Annotated in this window: 13 protein-coding genes; 5 read left to right on the top strand and 8 right to left on the bottom strand. The window is 69.0% G+C overall.

Features of this window, described 5'->3' with window-relative positions:
* The first annotated feature begins 6 nt into the window (after positions 1-6).
* Positions 7-891 (top strand): NAD-dependent epimerase/dehydratase family protein, encoded by an 885-nt coding sequence (locus ACQPYH_RS25235; RefSeq protein ID WP_432875997.1) that lies wholly within the window; start codon positions 7-9, stop codon positions 889-891.
* Here the strand turns inward: ACQPYH_RS25235 and ACQPYH_RS25230 are convergent.
* Positions 843-2,210 carry an FAD-binding oxidoreductase gene (locus ACQPYH_RS25230; RefSeq protein WP_432875994.1) on the bottom strand — a complete coding sequence of 456 codons (1,368 nt, stop codon included), beginning with the start codon at positions 2,208-2,210 and terminating at the stop codon, positions 843-845. The genes ACQPYH_RS25235 and ACQPYH_RS25230 overlap by 49 nt on opposite strands.
* A gap of 179 nt (positions 2,211-2,389) precedes the next feature.
* Here ACQPYH_RS25230 and ACQPYH_RS25225 point away from each other — a divergent pair, with 179 nt between their 5' ends.
* Together ACQPYH_RS25225 and ACQPYH_RS25220 are read left to right on the top strand one after the other, a co-directional pair.
* Positions 2,390-7,897, top strand: a complete 5,508-nt coding sequence (locus tag ACQPYH_RS25225; protein WP_432875991.1) for a carboxyl transferase domain-containing protein — start codon at positions 2,390-2,392, stop codon at positions 7,895-7,897.
* A gap of 21 nt (positions 7,898-7,918) precedes the next feature.
* Complete coding sequence (locus ACQPYH_RS25220) at positions 7,919-10,063, top strand: transglycosylase domain-containing protein (RefSeq protein ID WP_432875988.1); 2,145 nt, start codon at positions 7,919-7,921, stop codon at positions 10,061-10,063.
* A 3-nt stretch (positions 10,064-10,066) separates the two neighbouring features.
* Here the strand turns inward: ACQPYH_RS25220 and ACQPYH_RS25215 are convergent, their stop codons facing one another.
* Complete coding sequence (locus ACQPYH_RS25215; protein ID WP_432875985.1) at positions 10,067-11,983, bottom strand: primary-amine oxidase; 1,917 nt, start codon at positions 11,981-11,983, stop codon at positions 10,067-10,069.
* A gap of 79 nt (positions 11,984-12,062) precedes the next feature.
* Here ACQPYH_RS25215 and ACQPYH_RS25210 point away from each other — a divergent pair, with 79 nt between their 5' ends.
* Positions 12,063-13,508: a gamma-aminobutyraldehyde dehydrogenase gene (locus ACQPYH_RS25210; RefSeq protein ID WP_432875982.1), complete on the top strand. Its 1,446-nt coding sequence runs from the start codon at positions 12,063-12,065 to the stop codon at positions 13,506-13,508.
* Here ACQPYH_RS25210 and lysA read toward each other — a convergent pair.
* The 6 genes from lysA to ACQPYH_RS25180 form a co-directional block, all read right to left on the bottom strand.
* The gene (gene lysA, locus ACQPYH_RS25205; protein WP_432875979.1) at positions 13,505-14,752 is read right to left on the bottom strand and encodes a diaminopimelate decarboxylase; all 1,248 of its coding nucleotides are present in this window, start codon (positions 14,750-14,752) and stop codon (positions 13,505-13,507) included. The genes ACQPYH_RS25210 and lysA overlap by 4 nt on opposite strands.
* On the bottom strand, positions 14,749-16,104 hold the full coding sequence (locus ACQPYH_RS25200; protein ID WP_432875976.1) for a pyridoxal phosphate-dependent decarboxylase family protein: 1,356 nt from the start codon (positions 16,102-16,104) through the stop codon (positions 14,749-14,751). The genes lysA and ACQPYH_RS25200 overlap by 4 nt, the downstream gene beginning before the upstream one ends.
* A 2-nt stretch (positions 16,105-16,106) precedes the next feature.
* Positions 16,107-17,018 (bottom strand): universal stress protein, encoded by a 912-nt coding sequence (locus ACQPYH_RS25195; protein WP_432875973.1) that lies wholly within the window; start codon positions 17,016-17,018, stop codon positions 16,107-16,109.
* Positions 17,015-18,469, bottom strand: a complete 1,455-nt coding sequence (locus tag ACQPYH_RS25190; protein WP_432875970.1) for an amino acid permease — start codon at positions 18,467-18,469, stop codon at positions 17,015-17,017. The genes ACQPYH_RS25195 and ACQPYH_RS25190 overlap by 4 nt, the downstream gene beginning before the upstream one ends.
* 91 nt (positions 18,470-18,560) lie before the next feature.
* Positions 18,561-19,586: an agmatinase gene (gene speB / locus ACQPYH_RS25185; RefSeq protein ID WP_432875967.1), complete on the bottom strand. Its 1,026-nt coding sequence runs from the start codon at positions 19,584-19,586 to the stop codon at positions 18,561-18,563.
* Positions 19,587-19,610: 24 nt separating this feature from the next.
* A complete protein-coding gene (locus ACQPYH_RS25180) occupies positions 19,611-20,798 on the bottom strand; it encodes a serine hydrolase domain-containing protein (RefSeq protein WP_432875964.1) in 1,188 nt (395 codons plus the stop codon).
* A 17-nt stretch (positions 20,799-20,815) separates the two neighbouring features.
* Between ACQPYH_RS25180 and ACQPYH_RS25175 the strand changes: the two genes are divergently transcribed.
* Complete coding sequence (locus ACQPYH_RS25175) at positions 20,816-21,817, top strand: serine hydrolase domain-containing protein (protein ID WP_432875961.1); 1,002 nt, start codon at positions 20,816-20,818, stop codon at positions 21,815-21,817.
* The last annotated feature ends 45 nt before the right edge of the window (positions 21,818-21,862 follow it).

Below are 21,862 nucleotides of genomic sequence, written 5' to 3'. Positions count from 1 at the left end.
GCAACGATGAAGAACATGGCACGGGTAGCGGTGACAGGAAGCAGCGGCAAGCTGGGCCGCGCCGTGGTCGACCACCTCGCGGACAACGGCTGGGACGTGGTCGCCCTCGACCAGGCTCCTCCGGCGCGCGCTGACGTGACGTCGACACGGCTGGATCTGACCGATTTCGGCCAGACGTACGAGGCGATCGCGGGGATCGACGACCGGCACGACGGCGTCGACGCGGTCGTGCACCTGGCCGCGATCCCGGCCCCGGGTCTGCGGCCGAACGCGGCGACGTTCCACAACAACATGACCGCGACGTACAACGTGTTCTCCGCTGCGCTGCGGGCCGGCGTCCGGAACATCGTGTGGGCGTCGAGCGAGACCGTGCTCGGTCTGCCGTTCGACGAGTTCCCGCCGTACGTGCCGGTGGACGAGGACTACCCGCCGCGGCCGAACAGCACCTACTCGCTGGTCAAGACGCTGGAGGAGGAGCTGGCCCGCCAGCTGTGCCGGTGGCACCCGGACCTCAAGCTGATCGGGCTGCGCTTCTCCAACGTGATGTACCCCGAGGACTACGCCCGCTTCCCGTCGTTCGACGCCGACGCCCAGGCTCGCAAGTGGAACCTCTGGGGCTACATCGACGCCCGCGACGGGGCACAGGCAGTCCGCAAGGCGCTCGAGTACGGCGTGACCGGGACCGACGTCTTCATCGTCGCGAACGCCGACACCGTGATGTCCCGGCCGAACGAGGAGCTGCTCGCCGAGGTGTTCCCCGGCGTGGAGGTCAAGCGGCCGTTCGGGCCGAACGAGACGCTACTCTCGATCGACAAGGCGCGGCGTCTGCTCGGCTACGAACCTCAGTTCTCCTGGCGCGGACCGAACGGGAAGAGCGTGTCCGGGTCGTAGGCGGCCCGGATCTCGGCCAGCCGCGCGAACGTCTCGGCGGGCCACGACGCCTCGAACGATCCCGGCACCGTGAACCCGCCGGCGAAGTTCGGCGTGTTCGCCGCCGAGATCCACGGCCGCAGCGGGGCCAGCAACTCGTCAACCGTTGCCGGCAGCACCTTTTCGAACAGGCTCGGGTCCGGTACGCCGATCAGCGTCATCGTGCACGCCCCGCCGCGGCCGCCGACCGCGCTTCCGCCGGGCACGTCGCGTTCGGTGGCGCCGCCGAGGTGCCGGATCTCGACCGCGATCAACGGGATCTGCTGCTCCGGACCGGCCGCCCCGAGGAACGCCGCGACGAAGTCGGCGTCCAGCTCGTTGAGCATCATGCCGCGATCCCATGACGGCGTCGGCGCCTTCGGGTCGTTGTGGATCAGCGGAATGTCGCTCGCGGGCATCTCGCCGACCGCGTCGATCAGCGTCGTACCGGCGTCGCGGATCGGCTGGAACAGTTGCTTGCCCTCGGCCACATCACCGACGGACGCGAACCGCACGCTGAGCACGGTCTTGCCACGTAGCGGGGCCGGGATGAACTCCAGCGGCGGGAGGCGCAGGATCACGACCGACGAGTTCGCGCTCTCCGGCAACGTCTTGGTCCACTCGGTCCAGGTGCTCAGCACGGGAGCGATGTGCTCCGCGTCGAAGAACACCGATCCGCCGTACAGAGTGCTGAGCTCGGCGAGCTCGAAGTCCATCGCCGTGACGATGCCGAACCCGCCCTTGCCGCCGCGCAACGCCCAGAACAGGTCTGCATTCTCGGTGGCATTGGCCGTCACCGGCCCACTCGCGGTGACCACTCGGAAACTGCGAGCCCAGTCGGACGAGAAGCCGTAGGTCCGGGCGAGCGGCCCGAGTCCACCGCCGAGCGTGTAGCCGATGCAGCCGACCACGTCGGAAGCGCCCGCGATCGGCGCGAGTCCGTGCGGCGCGGCGACGCTGATGACGTCGGCCCACACCGAACCGGCGTTGATGTGCGCGATCTTGGTGTCCGGGTCGACCGTCACGCCCTTGAGCCGGGAGGTCGTCACCACGATCCCGTCCTGGATCGGGTTCGGTACGCCGTGCACGGTCGCCAGCACGCGGACCGGCGTACCGGTCTCTGCGGCTGCTCGGACCACGGCCACGGCGTCGTCCTCGGACGTCAGGCCGACCACCACATCAGGACTGTGTGTAACCGCCAGGTTGAACCCCGACAACTCTTCCGCGAAGCCGTCGTCCCCGCGCCCCAGCACAGGTCCCGCGACCGCTCCCCGTAGCCGGCCGATCAATTCATCCGACACGATGCTTCCCCTCCGTCGACTGCCCGGAAGTCTTTCACCGGGCCGGGGTCAGGCTCGAAAACGGGCTCGAACACGCCTGAAAGGGGGGCCGACTCGACGGTAACGGCCCTGGGCTGAAAACCTGTGCCAGCAGAGGGCGATCCCTTCTGTACAAGCAGGGTGAGACACGGAGGCGGTCGATGTTCAAGCGTATCGCGATTGTGAACCGGGGCGAGGCCGCCATGCGGCTGATCAATGCGGTCCGGGAAGTCAACGCCGAAGGCGGTGACCCCATCGAGACCGTGGCCTTGTTCACTGACGGCGAGCGGACCGCGACCTTCGTACGCGCGGCGGACATCACCTACCCGCTCGGCCCGGCATCGGCCCGGCCGTACCTGGATCTCGCCGTCCTCGAGCGGGCGTTGCGCGACAGCGGCGCCGACGCGGCCTGGGTCGGCTGGGGCTTCGTTGCCGAGGACCCCGCATTCGCGGAGCTGTGCGACCGGATCGGCGTGACCTTCATCGGTCCGTCGGCCGAGGCGATGCGCAAGCTCGGCGACAAGATCGGGTCGAAGCTGATCGCCGAGGAGGTCGGCGTACCGGTCGCGCCGTGGAGCCGCGGTGCGGTCGAGTCGCTGGAGGCCGCGCTGGCGGCGGCCGAGCGGATCGGTTACCCGTTGATGCTCAAGGCAACGGCCGGCGGCGGTGGCCGCGGTATCCGGGTGGTCCGCTCAGCAGACGAGTTGTCCGACGCGTACGCACGGACCAGTGACGAGGCTGCCCGCGCTTTCGGTAGCGGCGTCGTGTTCCTGGAGCGGCTCGTCACCGGCGCGCGGCACGTCGAGGTGCAGGTCATCGCGGACGGTCAGGGTACGGCGTGGGCGCTCGGCGTACGCGACTGCTCGGTGCAGCGACGCAACCAGAAGGTGATCGAGGAGTCGGCGTCCCCGCTGCTGTCCGCGTCGCAGGTCGATGACCTGAAGGCTTCCGCCGAGCGGTTGGCGCTCGCGGTCGGGTACAAGGGCGCCGCGACGGTCGAGTTCCTGTACCACCCGGGCGAGAAGTCGTTCGCGTTCCTCGAGGTGAACACGCGTCTTCAGGTCGAGCACCCGATCACCGAGCTGACCACCGGGTTCGACCTGGTGAAGGCCCAGTTGCACGTCGCCTCCGGTGGCCGACTCGACGGCGTCAAGCCGGCCGAGAGCGGTCACGCAGTTGAGGCGCGATTGAACGCCGAGGACCCGGATCGCGACTTTGCGCCGTCGCCCGGGCGCATCGCCGTACTCGATCTTCCGGCCGGTCCCGGGATCCGGGTCGACACCGGGGTGAGCGCGGGCGACAGCATCCCCGCCGACTTCGACTCGATGATCGCGAAGATCATCGGGTATGGGCGAACCCGCGAGGAGGCGCTGGCGCGGCTGCGGCGCGCGATGCAGGCGACGACCGTGCTGATTGAGGGCGGTGCGACCAACAAAAGCTTCATCCTCGAGCTGCTCGACCAGCCCGAGGTCATCGACGGCAGCGCGGACACCGGCTGGATCGACCGGGTCCGCGGCGAGGGCCGGCTGATCTCGCACCGGCACTCCGGGATCGCGCTGGTCGCTGCGGCGATCGAGGGGTACGAGGACTCCGAGGCCGTCGAGCGGACCCGGCTGCTGGAGACCGCGCACGGCGGTCGTCCGCAGGTGCAGCACGAGGTCGGTCGCGCGATCGACCTCAAGCTGCGCGGCGCGAGCTACCAGGTGACGGTTGCCCGGATCGGCCCCGAGCGGTTCCGGGTCGGCGTCGGCAACGGGCACCTGAAGATCGTCGACGCCGAGCTCGAGCGGCTGGACGACTACCGGAGCCGGCTCGTCGTCGGCGGGCAGCGGTTCCGCTTGGTCACCGCGACGCACGGCCCGGTCCACCTGATCGAGGTCGACGGCGTGACCCACCGCGTCAGCCGCGACGAGGGCGGCGTACTGCGTTCGCCCGCGCCCGCGCTGGTGGTCGCGACGCCGGTGCAGACGGGTGCCGAGATCGAGGCCGGTGCGCCGGTGCTCGTGCTCGAGAGCATGAAGATGGAGACGGTGCTGTACGCGCCGTTCAAGGCGACCGTGAAGGAGCTGCTGGTCTCGACCGGCAGCCAGGTGGAGACCGGTGCGCCGCTGCTCCGGTTGGAGCCGGTGGCAGACGACAGCCCCGAGGAGGCGGCTCCGGTTCAGAACGGCGTACAGCTGGATCTGCCGAACGGGACGGGGGAGAAGTCCGCGGCCGAGCGGGTGGAGCGCGGGCTGGACGACCTGCGGAGCATGCTGCTCGGATTCGATATCGACCCGCAGGACGAGGGCGGCATGCTGGCCGACTACCTCGCCGCACGGTCCGAGCTCGCACATCAGCAGGCTGGGCCTCCGGTCGGGCCCGAGATCGAGCTGCTCAGCGTGTTCGCGGACTTCGCCGAGTTGAGCCGGAACCGTCCGGCCGGCACGGACACGAGCATCGAGAACCGCGTCCACAGCCCACGTGAGTACTTCTACACCTACCTGCAGAGCCTCGACCCGGACCGTGGCGGTTTGCCGGCCGAGTTCCAGGCCCGGTTGACGCGGGTGCTGAGCAACTACGGCGTGACCGGGTTGGAGCGGAGCCCTGAGCTGGAAGAGGCGGTCTTCCGGATCTTCCTGGCGCAGCAGCGGTCGAATCCCGACGTAGTGCTGGTCACCTCCGTGCTGCAGCGGTGGATCGCCGAGCCGCTGCCTGAGTCGCCGCTCGACGAGTCGGTGCACGAGCTGCTTGACCGGTTGGTGCCGGCGACGCAGCTGCGGTTCCCGGTCGTCGGTGACCTGGCCCGGAGCGTCCGGTTCCGCTGGTTCGACCAGCCGCAGGTCGACGCCGAGCGCGCCTCGATCATCGCCGGGGTGAGCGACGAGGTCGCCGACCTGGCCGCGCATCCGGATGCGCCGGACCGGCAGCAGCGGATCGACGCGCTGGCCGCGATCCCGGAGCCGATCGTCCGGTTCCTCGCCCGGCGGCTCGCGGGCGGCTGGGGCGACCGCGAGCCGATGCTCGAGGTGCTCGTCCGGCGGCACTACCGCGAGTACGAGCTGCACGACCTGCGGGAGTTCGCCGTCGACGGACGACCGGTCGCAACCGCCGACTACTCGATCGACGACCGTCCGAGCCACCTGGTCACGACGGTCGGGACGGTGGCCGAGCTCGCCGACCGCGACAGTGCCCTATCGCGCGCACTGACCGCGCAGGTCGACGCCCGCACGGCTGGCCACGAGGCCGTCGTCGAGCTGTACCTGTACGGCCCGGACCTGCCCGAGTCGCAGCAGGAGGCCTCCGACCTGTACCGCCGGATGGTCGCCGACCTCCCGGTCGCCCAGCGCGTACGCCGGATCTCGGTCGCAGTCGCAACGGGACTGGATCACGCGGTGTCGTACTTCACCTATCGCCCGGCCGGCGGGTCGATGGCCGAGGACGACAACGTCCGCGGCGTACACCCGATGGTCGGCCGCCGCCTGAACCTGTGGCGGCTGCGCGACTTCCGGATCACCCGCCTCGAGGCACCCGAGGACGTCCTGCTCTACTACTGCGTCGCACGGGACAACCCGGCCGACCGGCGGCTCGTCGCGCTGGCCCAGGTCCGCCAGTTCGCCGTGGTCCGGGACGAGGACGGCCAGGTCACGTCGCTGCCGCACGCCGAGCGCGCTATCTCGAACTGCCTGGAGGCGATCCGCCGGGCCCGCTCGGCCCGCGGAGCCGCCGGCGCCAAGCTGGACATGAACCACGTCTGGGTGCAGATCTGGCCGGTGGTCGACGTACAGGTCGACGAAGTGACCGCGTTGCAGCGCAACATCGCCCCGATGACCGCGGGCGCGGGGATCGAGGAAGTCCTGGTCCAAGGCGACGTCGTCGCACCGGACGGCTCGATCAACCCGGTCGCGGCCCGGTTCTACTACCAGCACGGCTCGGGCGTCGTCACGTCGATCGAGCAGCCGCCGACCGGTCGGCTGATGCCGCTCGACGACTATGCCCAGAAGGTGCAGCGGTCCCGGCGACGCAACACGATCTACCCGTACGAGGTCAGCGGGATGGTCGCCGGCCAGGGCGGCTCGTTCGTCGAGCACGACCTCGACGACGCCGGCAACCTGGTCCCGGTCGAGCGGCCGAAGGGCCTGAACAAGGCCGGCATCATCGTCGGCATCGTCACCACGCCCAGCGAGCGGTACCCCGAGGGCGTCACCCGGGTCGCGATGAGCGGCGACCCGACGATGGCGCTCGGCGCGGTCGCCGAGGGGGAGTGCTCGCGGATCATCGCGGCGCTCGACCTGGCGGAACGTCTTGGCGTGCCGGTCGAGTGGTACTCGCTGTCGGCCGGCGCCCGGATCTCGATGGACTCCGGCACCGAGAACATGGACTGGGTCGCGAAGGCGCTGAAGCGGATCGTCGAGTTCACCCAGGACGGCGGCGAGATCAACGTCGTGGTCGCGGGGATCAATGTCGGCGCCCAGCCGTACTGGAACGCCGAGGCGACGATGCTCATGCACACCAAGGGCATCCTGGTGATGACGCCGGACAGCGCGATGGTGCTGACCGGCAAGCAGACGCTGGACTTCTCCGGCAGCGTGTCGGCCGAGGACAACTTCGGCATCGGCGGGTACGACCGGGTGATGGGCCCGAACGGCCAGGCGCAGTACTGGGCGCCCGACCTGAAGGCGGCCCGCGACGTGCTGATGACCCATTACGACCACACGTACGTCCTGCCGGGGGAGAGCGGTCCGCGCCGGGCCTCGACGTCGGACCCGGTGGATCGCGACGTCACGCCGTACCCGCATGACGTGGCCGGGAGCGACTTCAAGACTGTCGGCGAGATTTTCTCGCCTGCGACGAACCCGGACCGGAAGAAGGCGTTCGACATCCGCACGCTGATGCGGGCGGTCACCGACCAGGACCACCCGATGCTGGAGCGCTGGGCCGGGATGGCCGACGCCGATACCGCGGTCGTGCAGGATGCCCGGCTCGGTGGGTTCCCGGTCTGCCTGGTCGGGATCGAGTCCAAGTCGGTCCCGCGCCGGGGATTCCCTCCCACCGACGGCCCGGACACCTACACCGCGGGCACGCTGTTCCCGCGGTCGTCGAAGAAGGTGGCACGGGCGATCAACTCGGCCAGCGGCAACCGCCCGCTGGTGGTGCTGGCGAACTTGTCCGGTTTCGACGGATCACCGGACTCGATGCGGAACCTCCAGCTCGAGTACGGCGCCGAGATCGGCCGCGCGATCGTGAACTTCCGGGGACCGATCGTTTTCTGCGTCGTCTCGCGGTACCACGGCGGCGCGTTCGTGGTGTTCTCGAAATCGCTGAATCCGTCCATGACGGTGCTCGCGGTCGAGGGCTCGTTCGCGTCGGTGCTCGGCGGCGCGCCGGCGGCCGCGGTCGTTTTCGCGGGTGAGGTCGACGCGCGGACCGCTGCGGATCCGCGGGTCGCGACGCTGGCCGAGCGGGTCGGCGAGGCGACCGGAGCGGAGCGGGCCGCGCTGGCGACGGAGCTCGCCGACGTGCGAACCGTCGTACGGGCAGAGAAACTGGGCGAGGTCGCGACCGAGTTCGATCGCGTGCACAGTATCGAGCGGGCGCGTGACGTCGGATCGGTCGATGCGGTCATCAGTGCAAGGGAATTGCGGCCAAAGTTGATCGAGGCAATCATTTCCGGGGTACCCGGAAGCTGATCCCTCGTCTAGCCTGGAGGTATGCGTACCGGCAGGGGCGGTCGCAATTGGGCTCGGTCGTTGATCACGTTCATCGGCGTGAGCGTGCTGTCAGGTGCCCTGGCGGCGGGGCTTGCGGTGCCCTTCGCCGGGTTCGCCGGACGCGGATCGGCTGAGGTCGCGGCGTCCGTCGAGAACCTGCCGAAGGAGCTCGAGGTCGATCCGGTGGCCGTCCGCAGCCGGATCCTGGCCGCGGACGGCACGCTGATCGCCACGCTGTACGAGCAGAACCGCGTCCCGGTCCCGCTGAGCACGATCAGCCCGATCATGCGCAAGGCGATCGTCGCGATCGAGGACTCCCGGTTCTACGACCACGGCGCGCTCGACCTGAAGGGCACGCTGCGCGCGATGCTGCGCAACCAGACCGAGGGCGAGGTGCAGCAGGGCGGGTCGAGCATCACCCAGCAGTACGTCAAGATGAGCCTGGTCGAGAAGGCCCGGACCGCGGCGGAGCGCGCCGCGGCGACCGCGGTCACCTACGAACGCAAGCTGGCCGAGCTGCGCTACGCGATCGCGATCGAGGACCAGCTGTCCAAGGACGAGATCCTCGAGCGGTACCTGAACCTGGTGAACTTCGGCGACGGCTCGTACGGCGTCCAGGCGGCCGCACAGCACTACTTCCGGACCACGGCCGACAAACTCACGCTCCCGCAGGCGGCACTGCTGGCCGGCCTGGTGAAGAACCCGACCGGGTACGACCCGACCAACGACATGGCCCGCTCGAAGGCGCGCCGCGACGTCGTGATCAAGCGCATGCTCGAACTCGGCGTGATCACGCTCCACCAGGCCAACCAGGCGCTGCGGACGCCGGTGATCAACCTGGCCACGGTCGAGCCGGTGCCGAACGGCTGCGCCAACTCGCGGTACCCGTTCTACTGCGACTACGTGGTCGCCAAGCTGCTGACCAACCCCGCGCTCGGCGCGACCCCGAAGGACCGCGACCACTACCTGAAGACCGGCGGACTGCTGATCCGGACCTCGATCGACCCGCGGATCCAGGCGGCCGCACAGGCGTCGATCGACAAACACAGCAAGCGCACCGACACCGCGGTCGCGGCGATCACGGTGGTCGAGCCGGGCACCGGGCTGGTCAAGGCGATGGTGCAGAGCAAGCCGTACGGCAACGGGCGCAATCACACGAACTACAACTACAACGTCGAGAAGTCGTACGCCGGCGGGTTCGGCGGGTTCCAGAACGGCTCGACGATGAAGGCGTTCACGATCGCGGCGGCCCTGTCCAGGGGCATCCCGATGGACTACCGGATCAACTCGCCCGAGCAGATCGACCTGCGGAACAAGAAGTTCAAGACCTGTACGGGGTATACGCGCGATCCGACGTACCAGCCGAAGAACTCGACGCACAGCGGTGACCTGACCATGGTCGAGGCGGCGCGGTTCTCCACCAACACGTACTTCCTGCAGTTGTCGCAGCGGACCGGGCTGTGCCCGATCGCGAAGATCGCGGCCAAGCTCGGGGTGTACAACGGCCAGACAGGCGAGCCGCTCGACCAGGTGGCGTCGATGACGCTGGGCGTCGGGTACGTGACGCCGCTGATGCTGTCGAACGCGTACGCGACGTTCGCGGCCCGCGGGAAGTACTGCAAGCCGCTGGTCGTCACGTCGATCCGGGACAACTCCGGCAAGCCGATCCCCGGTCCCGCCTTCGACTGCAGGCAGGCGCTGCCGCGTGCGGTCGCGGACGGGGTCAACCGGGTCCTCAGCCAGGTGATGATGCCGGGCGGCACCGGCGGCCGCCTGCGCTTCGGCACCCGCGACATGGCCGGCAAGACCGGCACGATCCAGCAGAACCTCGCGGTCTGGTTCGCCGGCTACACCCCGAACCTCGCCGCCGCCGCGGTCGTCGCGGACGCGACCCTGCCGTACACCAACCTGATGTTCCGGCACACGCTGAACGGCGTGGACATCGCCGACCCGACCGGCTCCGGCACCGCCGGCCCGCTCTGGCAATCGGCGATGCAGGGCGCGATCCGCGGCCTGCCGGTCGAGCGCTTCGTGAACCCGCCGAAGAAGATGATCGGCAACCCGAACCCGAAGCCGCCCGACTCGGGGAAGAAGCCGGGGACGAAACCGATCCCCAAGCCCAGGCCGAACACCGCTCCCCGCTGAGCCTCACTCCGGGTGGTGCCGGCAGACCTCCCCGTCCGCCTTGACCGAGGGCGGTACGTCGATCGACGGGTTCTGGTCGAAGAAACCGAACGGTTTGAGCCAGAACGAGATCGTGTCGGCGGGCATCACCGGCCAGTCCTCGACCCGGGTGATGTGGTGGATGCCGAAGACGTACCAGAGGACCAGATCGGTGTTCTCCAGCGACTCGTCGTCGGCGATCCACCGGGTCATGCCGTCGTCGGTGCTGGACTGGGTCGGGTAGTCGCCGCACGGCCAGCGTTCCTCGTCGTGGTGGCGGGTCACCCACAGCGTGTGGCCGATGATCGGCGCGCGCAGGAACTGCGGCGTACCGGGGTCCATCAGCGGCGGGATCGATGCGCTCGGGACGAGTTTGTACGCCGGATGGGTGCCGAGCGCGTTCACCCGGTTCGGGTTCGCGACCTTCCACGATCGTTGGGTGGACCAATTGAAGTCCCGGGCAGCCTCGGACTCGGAGCGGATCGGCGTCGCATCGGTGACCACGGCCAGCCCGTACGGATTGCTGTCCGACACCGGCAGCGCGCGCGAGTCGACCTCGTACGCCGTGTTCCCGTCGCCGTCCACGTCGAGATCGAGCCGCGCGACCAGGAAGTGCTGGTGGAACGGCGCGTACGTCTGCTTGTCGACCACGGTCCCCGTCTGCGGCGGCGCACCGTCCGCGGCGAACGGCGTCGTCACCATCAGCCCGGTGGCCCGGACCTCGCACTCGATGTTGCCGTCCTGGTAGAAGCGCCAATACACGAGGTATTCGTAGTTCGCGACCGTCACGTGGCACGACACGACCATCCGGCGCATCCGGCGTACCTCGGCGCCGTTGGTGTGGTCGACGTGCTTCCACAGCACGGCGTTGTCCTCCTCGTGCAGGCAGATCGCGTTCTTGATCGTGTACGGCTCGCCGCGGGTGTCATGCAGTACGGCGTCCAGGTAGCGGATCTCGCCCAGACAGTCGCAGCCCAGCTCGAGCGACGTGGTCATGAACCCGAGACCCCACTCGCCGATGTCGAACGCCGTACGCCGGTAGTGGTCGAACGAGGCGTCGCGGTACGGGACCATCAGCTCCGCGAACGACATCCGGTAGGCGATGTCGCGGCCGCCGTAGCCGACCTGGTAGATCACCGGCCCTTCGCGGTGGTTGAACCCGAGCCGCAGGTTCCAGTTCTGCCACCGCAGTTCGGTGCCGTCGAGCGTGAACGAGACGCCTTCGGGCTGGGTGATCTCCAGCGGCCTGAGATCGGTGCGCAGCGTCCCGGTCCACGGGCCGGGGGCGTACTCCGCGTTGACCTCGGGCTGGCCGTGGTCGTGGTCGTCCTCGAGCTCGAGCAGCTCGAGCGTGTTCACGTCGACGACGACCTTGAGACCGGAGACCGGGTGCGCGTACGCGTTGCTCTCCGGCGTGTCGCGGTACCAGATGTCACACCACCCGAGCCGGCGGTCGCGGTACTTCTCCGGCATCAGCGCCTTCCCGTACGTCCAGACCTCGATCAGCACGAGGGACAGGTCGGTGATGCCACGCGCGGCCAGGGCGGCGACGACGTCCGGGTGCGCCCGCATCGCCTCGTCGACCTCGTGGTACTCGTCGGTCGTGAAGTTCGGCGTCACGCCGGGAACGTGAGTCCAGGACACCACCCGGTCGCCGGTCAGGTCGACGACGGCTTCCCAGGTCTGGTTGTCGGCCCGGTTCCAGAGGACGGCGAACGCGGCTCGCGGTACGGCGTCACCGGGCCGCCAGTCCCGCACGGCCGTCTTGTCCGGCTCGAGCAGCTCGATCCCTGCGAACCGCCAGGACCCGCCGAGCTCCTCGTCGCGGCGCAGGATCGCGGCCGTCTGCCGGAACTCGTGCTCATCCAGTGGTTCGAGCGGATGGGTCGCCTGATGAGTCATGGCCTTCTCCTCGTCAGTGGGTGAGCTTTAGATTGAGAGAACTGGGGGACGGATCGTCTGCTGCGGAGGGATGGGTCTCATGCCGGACAAGAAGGTCTTCCACAACGTCATCGACGGGAAGGTGCAGGCCGCCGCGTCGGGGGCGATGATGGACATCGTCAACCCGTCGACCGGCGAGGTGTACGCCTCCGCGCCGAACTCGGACGAACACGACGTCGATCAGGCCTTCACGGCTGCGGCGAGTGCGTTCGAGACCTGGCGCTGGTCGACGCCGAGCGAGCGGCAGCACGCGTTGCTGAAGCTCGCCGACGTGATCGAGGCCGGCGCCGAGGAACTCATCGCGATCGAGAGCGAGAACACCGGCAAGCCGGTCGCGCTGACCCGGTCGGAGGAGATCCCGCCGATGGTCGACCAGATCCGCTTCTTCGCCGGCGCCGCCCGGGTGCTGGAGGGCAAGTCGGCCGGCGAGTACATGCGCGGCTTCACCTCGTCGATCCGCCGCGAGCCGATCGGCCCGGTCGCCCAGGTCGCGCCCTGGAACTACCCGATGATGATGTCGGTCTGGAAGTTCGCCCCGGCGCTGGCCGCCGGCAACACGGTCGTCCTGAAGCCGTCCGACACGACCCCCGCATCGTCGTACTGGATGGTCGAGAAGATGCAGGAGATCTTCCCGCCGGGCGTCTGCAACCTGGTCTGCGGCGATCGCGACACCGGTGCCGCGCTGACCAAGCACAAGGTCCCGCAGCTGGTCTCGATCACCGGCTCGACCCGGGCCGGTATGGCCGTGGCGATGGCGGCCGCGGCCGACGTGAAGCGGGCTCACCTCGAGCTCGGCGGCAAGGCCCCGGTGGTGGTGTTCGACGACGCGGACATCCCGGCCGCGATCGAAGGCATCTCGGTGGCCGGCCTGTTCAACGGCGGTCAGGACTGTACGGCGGCTACCCGGGTGCTCGTGCAGCAAGGGATCTACGACGAGTTCGTCGCCGCGCTCACCGATGCGGCGCGGGCGACGCGGACCGGGTACGACCCGGCCGACGAGGACATCCTGTACGGGCCGATCAACAACGCCAACCAGCTCGGGCACGTGGCCGGCCTGGTCGAGCGGGCGCCCGATCACGCGCGGGTGACCACCGGCGGCCACCGCGTCGGCGACCGCGGGTACTTCTACGAGCCGACGATCGTCGCTGACCTGCAGCAGGACGACGAGCTGATCCGGACCGAGATCTTCGGTCCGGTCATGACCGTGCAGAAGTTCGCCGACGAGGACGAAGGGCTGCGGCTGGCGAACGACAGCGAGTACGGTCTGGCCTCTTCGGTCTGGACGACCAACGTCACCACCGCGGCCCGGATGTCGGCCCGGCTCGACTTCGGCTGCGTCTGGATCAACACCCACATCCCGCTGATCGCCGAGATGCCGCACGGCGGCTTCAAGCACTCCGGCTACGGCAAGGATCTGTCGATGTACGGTCTCGAGGACTACACGCGGATCAAGCACGTCATGCTCCATCACGGCTTCGAGGGCTAATCCACGTCTCGTGCCATGAGGTCGTCCCACGTCTCCCGCCGTACGACGAGACGTGGGACGCCGTCGTTCGCGAAGACGACCGGGATCCGGCGGTTGCCGTTGTAGTTGTTCGCCATCGTGTAGCAGTACGCCCCGGTCGCCGGCACCGCGAGCAGGTCGCCGACTTTCGGATCGGACAGCGGTACGCCGTCGACCAGGACGTCGCCGCTCTCGCAGTGCCGGCCGACCACCGTCACGGTCTCGCCAGGTTCGTCGAAGCGCCCGATGATGCCCGCCTCGAACCGCTGCTCGAACAACGCGACCTCCAGGTTGTCGCCCATCCCGCCGTCGACCGCGACGAACGTGATCGCGCCGCGTTTCACCGTGGTGACGCGGTAGATCGTGGTCGCCGCCGTACAGACCATGCTGCGTCCAGGTTCGATGATCAGCTGCGCTGAGGCGGGGAGGTGCTGCTTCGCCGCGCCGATCAGCACGTCGAGGTACGCCGCCACGCTCGGCGGCTTGTCCGCCCAGGTGTACCGCGCGCCGAGCCCACCGCCCAGGTCGTAGACCTCGAACTCGCCGAGCCGGGCGACCGGCGCGACGGACTCCGCGAACGGCTCGACGTCGAGGATCTGTGAACCGACGTGGACGTGCAGACCGCGCATCCGCAGCCGCGGGCTGTGCTCTATCCGCTGGATCAACCTGGCCGCGTCCGCCGGGGCGAGGCCGAACTTCGAGCCCTCGTGTCCGGTGAGCACATGCGCGTGGGTGTCCGCGGTGACGCCCGGAATGATCCGCACCAGCACGTCCTGCGGGCGACCGGTCGCTTCGAGCCGGTCCACATCGTCGGCGTTGTCCACCACGACCAGGCCGATGCCGCGCTCGACCGCGAGCGCGATCTCCTCGTCGCTCTTGGCGTTGCCGTGCAGGACGATCAGCGCCGGATCGACACCGGCCTTGAGCGCGGTCAGGATCTCGCCGCCGCCCGCGACGTCCAGTCCGAGTCCTTCTTCGACCATCACGCGCTGGATCGCCGTACTGGGGAAGGCCTTGGACGCGAAGACGACGCGTGAGTTCGGCCAGCGGGTGGTGAGTTCGTCGCGGTACTCGCGGGCGCGGGCGCGGAGTGCCTGCTCGGCGACGACGAGGACCGGCGTACCGAACTCGGCGGCCAGGTCGTCCGCGCGGCAGCCGCCGACGATCAAGGTGCCGTCGGCATCGAGCCGGCTGCCGGCCGGAAAGAGCTCGAGGAGGTCGCTCATGGTTTCGTCCGGGCGAGCACCTCGCGGACCAGGTCCAGGGTGGTGTCGGGATGGAGGAACGCGAACCGGCCGATCGTCTCGCCCTCCCACTTGCTCGGCGGGATGAACGCGACCTCGTCCTCGTGCAACTGCCGGGCCCACTCGTCGTAGTCCTTGCCCGACCAGCCGACCCGGCGGAACAGGACGACACCGAGGTCGGGCTCGCGGATCAGCTCCAGATGCTCCATCGACTTGACAAGCGCGGCCGTTTCCCGCGCCAGCGAGGCCGCCTTCTCGATCGCCTCCCGATAGGCGTCCACGCCGTACACCGCGAGCGAGAACCACAGCGGCAGACCGCGGGCCCTCCGGGTCAGGTGGTAGGCGTAGTCGGTCGGATTCCATTCGCCGTCGGACACGTGGATGACGTCGAGGTACGACGCGTCCTGGGTGTGCGTGGCCCTCGCCAGCTCGGGTTCGCGGTAGAGCACGGCGCAGCAGTCGAACGGCGTGAACAGCCACTTGTGCGGGTCCAGGATGAACGAGTCGGCCTGCTCGATACCGTCGTACTTCGGGCGCAGCGAGCGGGCGAAGATGCCGGAGCCGCCGTACGCGCCGTCGACGTGGAACCACCAGCCGCGCTCGTGCGCGAACGCGCCGCAGCCGGCCAGGTCGTCGATGATGCCGGCGTTGGTGGTGCCCGACGTACACACCAGCGCGGCCACGTCCGACGGGTCGGGGTCCGCCTCGACCGCGGCCCGGACCGTCTCCGCGGTCAGCCGGTGGTCGGGTGTGTCGACGACGAGCGCGTCCATTTCCAGCAGGCGCAGGGTGTTGACGATCGACGAGTGCGCGTCGGTGCCGACGACCACACGGAGCCGTCGATCGGTGCCCAGTCGTTTCTTCGCGGTCTCACGGGCGACCGCGAGCGAGGACAGGTTGCCCGCTGATCCGCCGGAGACGAAGCAGCCGCCGGCGCCGGCGGGCAGTCCGGCCTCGTCGGCGATCAGCCGCAGTACGGTGTTCTCGGCCGCGATCGCACCCGACGCTTCGAGCCACGAGATGCCTTGGATCGAGGCGCACGAGACGAGCATGTCGAACAGCAGACTGGCTTTGGTCGGTGCGGCCGGGATGAACCCGAGGAAGCGCGGGCTGTCGGCCGAGATCACGCTCGGCGCGATCACCGACGAGTAGACGCCGAGCACCTCGTCCGGCTGCCGGGGCGCGTCCCGGATCAGCCCGTCGAGCCGTTCGTACAGCTCGTGCGCGGGCATCGTGGACTTGTCCAGCGGGACCGGGTTCATCCGCAGCCGGTTCTCGGCGTACGCGAGGACGCTGCGCACCATCTGCTCGGTGGTTTGGTCGACCTCGTGCATGGTCAGTCCTGTTCAGCTTGTTCGGCCAGTTGTTCGGCGCGCCGGTGCGGGATCACCAGCACCGGGACGGGGGAGTGCCGCAGGATCTTGGTCGCCCGTGATCCCAGGAAGACCCGTGCGACCGGCCCGAGCTCGCTCGACCCGATCACCAGGACGTCACCCGCTTCCCAGCCGATCTCGTCGATCGCCTCGGACCACGTCGTACCGGACCCGATCACGGTCTCGACCTCGCCCGGGTGCTCCTTGATCTGTGCGAGCGTTGCGGCCACGGTCTTGTTCAGCTCGGACCGCCACTCCTGCATCACCAGGTCCTCGGAGTCGGTGCCCAGCCTGGTCGTGTAGGCCGGCCGGGCCCAGACCGCGAACGTTGCTATCCGCAACGATGCGTTGACGTCGGCACTGACCGAGGCCGCCGCCAGGACCAAGTCCTCGGCGGTCTCCGTGCCGCCGAAGGCCGCCGTTACCCGGGACACCTTGCGGTCCCCGGGGCAGCGGAAGCCGCGGGTGGCCAGCGCGAGCGAGACATGCGAGCTGTGCAGCAACCGGTCGGTGACGCTGCCCAGCGCGATGTGCCCGAACACGCCGGCCGACGACGACCCGAGAACGATCAGTCTGGCGTCGTTCTGCTCGGCCATCTCGAGCAGCCCGGCCGGCGCCGACCGGGCGCTGTGCCGGACGTACGTCGCGGGGACGTCGGTCGGCAGAAAGCTCCGGGCTCGCTCGAGCGCCTGGTCGGCGCTCTGTGCCAGGAAGTCCTGATACTCCGCGTCCACCCGCGCCATCCCGGGCACCCACGGCGCGGGTACGACGGTGCAGACGATCAGGTCGTCGCCCGCGGACCTGGCCAGCATGCCGGCCAGGTGCAGGGCGGCCTTGCCCCGCTCGTCGGAGGCGTAGCCGACGATCATCGTCATGGCTGCTGTCCGTCCTCGTCCTGGATCAGCCCGACGTGTTCGTGCCGGCCGAGATGCGAGTGCTTGAAGCCGTAGACGAAGTACCAGATCAGGGCGACGGCGAGCCAGATCAGGAACACATAGATCGTGACCGCACGCAGGTCCTTGATGATCCACAGACAGCCCAGGATCGACAGCACCGGCGTGACCGGATAGCCCGGAACCTTGAAGCCACGCGGCAGTTCGGGGTGCGTACGGCGCAGTACCATGACGCCGATCGACACCACCAGGAACGCGACCAGCGTGCCGATGCTGGTCATCTCGGCGAGGAAGTTGATCGGGATCAGCCCGGCCAGCAGCGCGATCAGTACGGCGACGATCAGCGTGTTCGGCACCGGGGTGTGGGTGCGCGGGTTCACCCGGTGGAACAGCTCCGGGATCATGCCGTCGCGAGCCATCGCGAACAGGATGCGGGTCTGCCCGTAGATGACGATCAGTGTGACGCTGAAGATCGAGATCACCGCGCCCGCGGCCAGTACCGTGGCCGGCCACGACGATCCGGTCACCTTCTCCAGGATCGCCGACAGCCCGGCCTCCTGGTCCTGGAACTGGTCCGACGGCTGGGCCGCGACCGCGACCAGCGTGACCACGATGTAGAGCCCGGTGACCGTGACGAGCGCGATCAAGATTGCCAGCGGCATCGTTCGCCGCGGGTTCTTGACTTCCTCACCGGCGGTCGAGACGGCGTCCAGACCGATGTAGGAGAAGAAGATGATGCCGGCCGCCGAGGTGATTCCGGTGATGCCGAACGGCGCGAAGTCGGACAGGTTGTTGGAGTCCCAGCCCTTCAGCCCGAGGATGATGAACAGGATCAGCACGCCGATCTTGATGCACACCATCACCGCGTTGGTCTTGGCCGACTCACTCGCGCCGCGGATCAGCAGCAGCGTGCAGAGCCCGACCAGGATGACCGCGGGCAGGTTGAAGACGCCGCCCTGTTCAGGCGCCTGGGACAACTTGTCGGGCAGCGTGAAGCCGAACAGGTTGTCGAACAACTCGTTCAGGTACTGCGACCAGCCGACCGCGACCGCCGCTGCCGACACGCCGTACTCCAGCAGCAGGCACGCGGCCACACCGATCGCGGGCAGCTCGCCCAGCGTCGCGTAGGCGTACGAGTACGACGAACCGGACACCGGGACCGCACTGGCCAGCTCGGCGTAGCAGATCGCGGTCAGTCCGGCGACCACACCGGCGATCACGAACGACCAGATCACCGCCGGCCCGGCGACCGGCACGGCCTGTGCGAGAACGAAGAAGATACCGGTGCCGATCGTGGCGCCGATACCGAACATGGAGAGCTGGAACAGGCCGATCGTTCGGACCAATTCGCTCTGGCCGGTGTCGGTTCCGCTCTCCTGCGACATCTCCGGAACCGGCTTACGGCGGAACAGTTGCTGCACGGTCATCGCCATGGTGCCTCCCCTCGATGGAGGTGCCCGCCCGTCCCCGCCACCTGCCATCCTCCTCGGAGTGTGGCACTCGGCTGCCGGTGCTGGGAACAGGTCAGACCGACTTTGGTCGGTTACCTAACAAAGGCTGGGCGGGATCCCACCGGGTCCCGTCCCGTTCGTCCTGGCGCTGGCGGGCGATCGCCGACACCGCTTCCAGTACGACGCGATTGGCCAGCGCGGCGGTGATATCGGCGTGGTCGTACGGCGGACTGACCTCGACCACGTCCATCCCGGCGACGGGCAGTTCGAGGCAGATCCGGCGCACTGCGTCCAGCAACTGGCGCGCGGACAGACCCCCGGGCTCGGGCGTGCCGGTGCCGGGAGCGTGGCCGGGGTCGCAGACGTCGATGTCGACGGACAGGAACACGCCGTCGCACTCGTCGGTGGCGATCGTGAACGCCTCGGTCAGGCACTCGTTCAGCCCGCGGTGCACGATCTCGGTCATCTCGTAGGAGCGCATGTTCTGCTGCGCCATCCAGTCGAGCGTGTCCGGTGGCGGCCAGTAGCCGCGCAGACCGATCTGCAGGAACCGGTCGCCGCGCAGCGCGCCGGACTCGATCAGCCGGCGCATCGGTTGCCCATGGCCCCACAACGAGCCGAACTCGATGTCGCCGGTGTCGGCGTGCGCGTCGAAGTGGAGCATCGAGATCCGGCCGTGGCCGAGCACGTTCGCGACGCCCTTCGCGTCCGGGAACGCGATCGAGTGGTCGCCGCCGAGCACGATCGGGATCGCGCCGGAACGGGTCACCTTCTCCACGGCTGCTTCGAGCGCGGGCAGCGCGACCTCGATGTCACCGGAGTACATCTCGACGTCGCCGGCGTCGACGACGTTCAGGTCGACCAGGCCGTCGGTGCGCAGCGCGAGGCTCGGCCGGGATCCGTCGTGGCCGAGATAGTCGCGCATCCGGATCGCCATCGGGCCGAAGCGGGCTCCGGGGCGGTGCGACGTACCGCCGTCGAAGGGCGCGCCGAGGATCACCACCTGGGCGTCCGCGTAGGACGCCGGGTCGTCGAGATCGCAGACCGGGACGCCGAGGAACGTGAAGTCCGGGCCGAACTGCTGACCGTAGCGGCTCATCTTCGGAGTTTGGCATCCGAACAATCAGCCGTCCAGAGCCGCGCCGATCGCCGCGAACGTCCGCAGGGTGTCGATCAGGTACGACGCGTTCTGCGGGTCCGGCCAGCTCGACAGCTTCACGCCGACGGTCCGGGTCTCGCGGTGGACATAGACCATCTGACCGTGAATCCCCAAGCAGACAAGGGCTGTGCCACGATGGTTGGGCACGAACCAGAACTGGTTGCGGTACCACCCACCCGGGAGGACGGGCTCGTTGTCGGTGCCCGCGAAGGCGTCCCGTACGTCGGCGGGCGGATGCCACGCGTCGTCGAGCCAGCCGGGCGGGACGATGTGCCCGTCGAGGAGCAGTTGTCCGAAGCGGGCCACGTCCCGTGCGACCGCGGAGATCCCGCCGTCGTGGACCGCCGTACCGACCGGGTCGCAGGTGATGTCCGCGGCGCACTCGGCGCCCATCGGGATCCACACCAGCCGCGAGACCAGGTCGGCCATCCGTGTCCCGGTCGCACGCTCGCACACCCAGCCGAGCAGGTCGGTGTCGGCGGACCGGTACGTGAACGGTCCGCCGTGCTCGGACGCCGTACCCAGAGTGGTCAGGTAGTTGTACGCGCCGACCGGATCGCCGTCCTGCGGAGGACGCCAGCCCATCGACCGTTCCATCACGCGCACCTCTGCGTCAGCGGCCTGGTACGTCTCCCGGAAGGCCACGCCGGTCCGCATGTCCAGCACGTGCCGGACGGTCGCGCCGCCGTACCCGCTGCCCTCCACCTCGGGCACGTACTTCGTCACCGCAGCGTCCGGGTCGATGACACCGCGCTGCACGAGGATGCCCGCGACGCAGCCGACGATCGACTTGCTCACCGACATCAGCAGGTGCGGCGTGTGCGGGGTCATGCCGGACAGGTACTGCTCGTCGACGATCGTGCCGTTGTGCAGGACGAGGAGCGCGTCGGTCCAGGTGTCGGCCCACACGTCGTCGGCGGTCGCCGTACTGCCGTCGAGGCGGGTGACGGGCGTCGTGCAGACGGACGGGTCGAGCGCGGAGGGGAGCGGACGGACGTACTCCGGGTCACCGGGGATCGCGTGCGTCGGCATCAGTTCGCGCATGTGCCGGAAGGCCCAGCGGACGTTCGGTGCATCCTGCCAGCCGGACAGATCGACGAGTGACTCGTCCGACGGCGGGAAGCCGGTCATCCGGTCGTCGGTGGTCGCCATGCGACTACGATCGCACCATGCTCTGGCCGGGCACACTGCCGACCCAGCGTGTCTCCCGCGGGGACGGTCCGGTGCGGGCGCTTCCGTCACGGCCTTTGGATGGGCTGCCCGCGCTGGCAGACCCGCATACCGACGCGTTCGTGATCGCGCACGACGGCGTCGTACTCGCCTCGGGCGGGGTGCTCGACCAGCCGCAGGCGCTGTTCTCGATCACCAAGTCGGTCGTCGGCTGTGTGGCGGCGATCCTGGTCTCGCGCGGTCGGCTGGAGCTTGACGCACTGGTCACGTCGTACGTCCCGGAGCTGGCCGGCAGCGGGTACGCCGGTGCGACCGTGCGGCATGTGCTGGACATGCGTAGCGGCGTACGGTTCGTGGAGGACTACAGCGACCCGTCGTCCGACGTGCGGCGGCTCGATCGATGGCTGGCGGACAAGCACCCGCTGTACGAGTTCCTGACCAAGCTGGAGGCGGAGGCGCCGCACGGCAGCCGGTTCCTGTACCGGTCGGCGGAGTCCGACGTACTCGGGTGGGTGTGTGAGCGCGCAGGTGAGACATCGATGGCTCAACTGGTGTCGGAGCTGGTGTGGGCGCCGATGGGTGCGGAGCATGATGCGGAGTTCCTGACCGACGCACAGGGCACCGCTGTGCACGACGGCGGGCTGGCGGCGACAGCTCTGGATGTGGTGCGTTTCGGGTTGTTCCTGCTGGACGCGCCGAAGTGGTCGCGGCGCGCGTGGGCGGTGGACGCGGCGGCACGGACCGACTTCCTGGCGTCACCGGCCGCGGCGTCGTTCCCCGGCGGGTGGCACCGCAACCAGTTCTGGTTCCGCGCCGGTCCGTCCGGGAATGTCCTGCTCTGCTTGGGGATCCACGGCCAGATGCTGTACGTCGGACGGCGTACCCGCACCGTGTGCGTGAAGCTGTCGAGCTGGCCCGACGCCCAGCATCCGGCGTACCTGCAGGACACGCTGCGCACGTTCGACGCGATCGCACCGCGGCCGCGCAGCTCGATCCTCTGACGCGATGACAGCGCGCCGTTCCCGCCTTACTGTGAGGAGGTCGAG

The organism is Kribbella sp. CA-245084 (genome assembly GCF_050942355.1).
In the GTDB taxonomy this organism is placed as follows: domain Bacteria; phylum Actinomycetota; class Actinomycetes; order Propionibacteriales; family Kribbellaceae; genus Kribbella.
The sequence above is the reverse complement of the archived record's forward strand: the minus strand, read 5'-3'. Positions and strand labels throughout refer to the sequence as shown.